The following is a 4576-nucleotide window of genomic DNA, read 5'->3' as shown; positions in this document are numbered from 1 at the left end:
CGCCGACGCCGTCCGCCGCGGCCGAGGCTGCGGTGCCGGACGGGACGCACGTGCGGCGGCAGGTGGCGGAGCTTGGGGATCGTCTCGCGTCCGCCGTGCACGAGCGCATCGCCGTGGAGCGGTCGGCCGTCGACGCCGCGTCCGCCGGGCTGCGGAGCGCGATGGAGCGGCTTTTGGTTGCGCGGCGGGAGAAGGTGGGCGGCGTCGCGGGGCGGCTGCACGCGCTGTCGCCGCTGGCGGCGCTTTCGCGCGGCTTCGCGGTGCCGCTGGCGGACGGCGGGCGCGTCCTCCGCTCGGCCGCGGAGTTCGGGCCGGGCGCGGCGTTCGCGCTGCGCGTGGCGGACGGGACGGTGCCCTGCCGGGTCGATGGGGCGCCGACATTGGACACGGAGCGACGGTAGATGGCGAAGAAGCCCGCGGCGGTGGCCGCGCACGACGCGGAGACGACGTTCGAGGCGGCCATGGAGCGCCTGGGCGAGATCGTGGAGCGCATAGAGGGCGAGCCGCTGGAGCTGGACGAGTCGCTGGCGCTGTTCGAGGAGGGCGTCGCGCTCCTCCGCCGCGCGGGCTCCACGCTGGACGGCGCCGAGGACCGCGTCCGCCAGCTCGTGGCCGACGGCGACGCGTTCCGGCTCGAGACCTTCCCGGAGGAGCTGTAGTGCTGCTGCGCGCCAGCGACGCTCCGCCGGAGCCGCCGGTGGACCTGGACGCCTTCCTCGCCCGCGAGCGCGCACGCGCCGAGGCGGGGCTGGAGGCCATCAAGGACGCCGTGCTCGATGGCGCGCCGCCTGCGCTTCGCGTGCCCATGGCCTACGCGCTGGAGACGCGCGGCAAGCGGCTTCGCCCCATCCTCTGCGTCGCCGCCTATCGCGCCGTCCGCGGCAAGGAGCCGCCGGAGGAGCTGTGGGGGCTGGCCGCGGCGGTGGAGGTCGTGCACACGTATTCGCTGGTGCACGACGACCTTCCGTGCATGGACGACGACGACCTGCGCCGCGGGCGCCCGACCGTCCACCGCGTCTACGGGCCGACCGGCGCCATGCTCGCCGGCGCCGCGCTGATCCCCGCCGCCGTGCGCGTGCTGGACTCGCGGGCCGCCGCCCTCGGCCTCTCCGCCGAAGTGCGCTCCCGCCTTGCGGTCGAGCTTTGCCGGGCGGGCGGGGCGGCGGGGATGGTGGGCGGACAGCTGCTCGACCTGGAAGGCGAGGACAAGCCGGTGGATGCGGACGGGCTGGAGCGCATCCACCGCGGGAAGACGGCGGCGCTGCTGGCCGCGTCGCTCCGCATCGGCGGCATCGTCGCGGGCGCGACCGACGCGCAGCTCGCCGCCCTCACGCTGTACGGCGAAGACCTGGGCCTCGCCTTCCAGATCGTCGACGACATCCTCGACGTGGTGGGCGACACGGAAGCGCTCGGAAAGCCACGCGGGAGCGACGAGACGCTGGGCAAGTGCACCTATCCGTCGCTCTTCGGCGTGGACGGTGCGCGCGAGCTGGCCGGCGAGCGCGTGGACGAAGCCGTGGCGGCCCTGGGCGGCGCCGGCCTCCACGCCCCCGAGTTGGAAGCCCTCGCCTACTACGTCCTCGAACGCCACCACTGACGCGCATCCACCGGCCCGTCTTGTTCGACGTACGCTAGATGTGTTGCGGGCCAGTAGATGCGGTCCGTCGTCCGACGAGCGACACCGCACCGGACCGGTAGGGGCCGACCTGCGTGTCGGGCCCGCGCCGCGGACGCATTGACACGGCTGGACGCGATGTCGCGGCGGAGAGACGGTCGCACACGCAGGTGCGACCCTACAGGATGTGAGGATGGCGTGATGCCGATGAAACGCGGCATCGCCGCGACTGGTGGGGCGACCCGCGTCTCGGGCGCTGCGGACGCATCTACGCTCGACGGATGCGATCCTGCGACGGAAGGACGGTCGCACGGTGCGACCCTACCGGGCGGAGGCATGCCTTCGGAAGAGCAAGATCGCTGCGGACCGGTAGGGGCCGACCTGCGTGTCGGACCGTGGTTGGATATGCGCCGATGATGCGATCCGCGCGGACGCCATCTACCGACACGCCATTTGACGGGGAGCGATGCACTTTGTATGATAAAGTGCATTCGCGTTCCCGTCGTATTGGTGTTCAGGGTGGACGAGCGGGGCTCAGGGCGTAGATTGGCACGTAGAGCGGAGGTGCGCGCGCTGGCGCGGTCCGCGATCATGCGGCGGGCGAGGGTTCGCCCGGCCGAATCCGAGTGAAGGGAAGGTGGCTGACCGTGGCGCTTCTGGATTCCATCAAGTCTCCCGCAGACGTGCGGGCGCTGCCCGAGGGCGACCTGCCCGCGCTGGCCGGCGAGGTCCGCCAGCGCATCGTGGACGTGGTCTCGGCGCACAAGGGCGCGCACTTCGGCTCCAACCTGGGCACGGTGGAGCTGTCGGTGGCGCTGCACCGCGTGTTCGAGACGCCGCGCGACCAGCTGATCTGGGACGTGGGCCACCAGGCCTATCCCCACAAGATCCTCACCGGGCGCAACGACGAGCTCCCCACCATCCGCAAGCGCCACGGCCTGAGCGGCTTCCTGCGCCGCGACGAGAGCGAGTACGACGTGTTCGGCGCCGGCCACGCGGCCACGTCCATCAGTGCCGCCTGCGGGGTCGCCGCGGCGCGCGACCTGAAGGGCGAGGACTTCAAGGTGATCGCCGTGATCGGCGACGGGTCGATGACGTGCGGCCTGGCCTTCGAGGCGCTGAACAACGCGGGGCACACCGACCGCGACCTGATCGTCGTCCTCAACGATAACCAGATGTCCATCTCGCCCAACGTGGGCGCGCTGCACAAGCATCTCACGGGCGTGCGCACGTCGCGCGTGTACAACCGCGTGCGCGACGAGGTGAAGAAGCTGGTGCACGCCGCCGGGCGCCGGGGCTCCATCGGCGAGATGCTGGAGGCGTTCGCCGTCCGCGCGGACGACGCGGTGAAGGGCATGTTCGTTCCCGGCATGCTCTTCGAGGAGTTGGGCTTCCGCTACATCGGCCCGGTGGACGGGCACGACGTGAAGCAGCTCACCGAGGTCTTCGCCGAGGTGCGGAAGATGAAGGGCCCGCGCCTCGTCCACGTCATCACCACCAAGGGCAAGGGCTTCGCGCCGGCCGAGGCGGACCAGGTGAAGTGGCACGCGGGCGGCGGCTTCGACAAGGCGACCGGCGCGCCGCTGAAGAAGAGCGCGGCCGGCCTCCCCCGCTACCAGAACGTCTTCGGCGAGGCGCTGACCGAGCTCGCCCGCGAGCGGCCGGATGTGGTCGCGATCACGGCGGCGATGGCGACGGGGACGAGCACGGACGTGTTCGAGAAGGCGCATCCCGGCCGCTTCTTCGACGTGGGCATCGCCGAGGGCCACGCGGTGACGTTCGCGGCCGGGCTGGCCACGCAGGGAATCAAGCCCGTGGTCGCCATCTACAGCACGTTCCTGCAGCGCGCGTACGACTCGATCGTGCACGACGTCGCGCTCCAGGACCTGCCGGTGACCTTCGTGATGGACCGCGGCGGCATCGCCGGCGACGACGGGCAGACGCACCACGGCGGGCTGGACATCGCCTACATGCTGGCGGTGCCGGGGATGACCGTCACGGCGCCCAAGGACGGCGAGGAGATGGTCGGCCTCCTCCGCCTGGGCCTGGACCACGCCGGCCCGTTCTCCATCCGCATCCCGCGCGACACGGTGCCCGCCGCGCCCAAGCCGCCGCTCGAGATCCCGCCGGTGGAGTACGGCACGTGGGAGACGCTGCGCTCCGGCCGCGACCTGGCCCTCCTCGCCACCGGGACGATGGTGCTCCCCGCGCTCGCCGCGGCCGAGGAGCTGGCGCGCGAGGGCGTGAGCGCCACGGTGGTCAACTGCCGCTTCATCAAGCCGCTGGACGAGGCCGCGCTGGCAAAGCTCTTTCCCGCGCACGGCCACGTGCTGACGGTGGAGGAGGGGACGGTGGTGAACGGCTTCGGCACGTTCGTCCGCGCCCGCATCGCCGAGGAGTGGCCGGGGGTCCGCGGCGCGTCGATGGGCATGCCCGACGGGTTCGTGGAGCACGGCGAGCGCGCCGAGCTGCTGGCCGAGCTGGGCCTCACGCCGCAGGGGATCGCCGCGCGCGCGCGGCGGCTGCTGGGCAGGCCGGTCCTCCAGCCCCTGCTGGAGAGTGCCTGAGGCCGCCCCCCTGCGCATCGGAGTCGTAGGCCACCCGCGCTACGCGCCCCTCGAGGAGGCGCTGGCGCGGGTGCTCGCGTTCGCCGACCGCCACGGCGCCACGCCGTTCCTGGAGGAAGCGCTGCACGGCCTGGCCCCCGGCCGCGCGGACCTGACGCCGGACGTCTGCGGCTCGCTGGACCTCCTGGTCACGCTGGGCGGCGACGGCACGCTGCTGCGCGGGGCGCGCCGCGTCGCGTTCGGCAGCGTGCCCGTGCTGGGCGTCAACCTGGGCCACCTCGGGTTCCTGACCTCCGCCGCGCCGGAGGAGCTGGAGGACGCGCTGGAGCACTTCGTGGCGGGCGACTACTCGCTCGAGGAGCGGATGGCGCTGCGGGTCCAGGCGCTGTTCGCG

General features: G+C 72.8%; 5 protein-coding genes. All 5 read left to right on the top strand.

Annotated features, from left to right (window positions below):
• Nucleotides 1-401: exodeoxyribonuclease VII large subunit (locus tag VFE05_04415; GenBank protein HET6229300.1), on the top strand; the 401-nt coding region annotated here is incomplete at its 5' end.
• A complete protein-coding gene (gene xseB / locus VFE05_04410) occupies nt 402-659 on the top strand; it encodes an exodeoxyribonuclease VII small subunit (protein HET6229299.1) in 258 nt (85 codons plus the stop codon). It begins immediately after the preceding gene.
• Complete coding sequence (locus VFE05_04405; GenBank protein HET6229298.1) at nt 659-1597, top strand: farnesyl diphosphate synthase; 939 nt, start codon at nt 659-661, stop codon at nt 1595-1597. Before xseB ends, VFE05_04405 begins: the two co-directional genes overlap by 1 nt.
• Nucleotides 1598-2262: 665 nt before the next feature.
• Complete coding sequence (gene dxs, locus VFE05_04400; protein HET6229297.1) at nt 2263-4182, top strand: 1-deoxy-D-xylulose-5-phosphate synthase; 1920 nt, start codon at nt 2263-2265, stop codon at nt 4180-4182.
• Nucleotides 4175-4576, top strand: a 402-nt coding sequence (locus tag VFE05_04395) for an NAD(+)/NADH kinase (protein ID HET6229296.1), incomplete at its 3' end; no start/stop codon positions are given. The genes dxs and VFE05_04395, both read left to right, overlap by 8 nt.

The sequence above is a fragment of the Longimicrobiaceae bacterium genome (assembly GCA_035696245.1).
GTDB lineage: Bacteria > Gemmatimonadota > Gemmatimonadetes > Longimicrobiales > Longimicrobiaceae > DASRQW01.
Note: the sequence above shows the minus strand (reverse complement) of the source record. Positions and strands in the feature narration are given on the sequence as shown.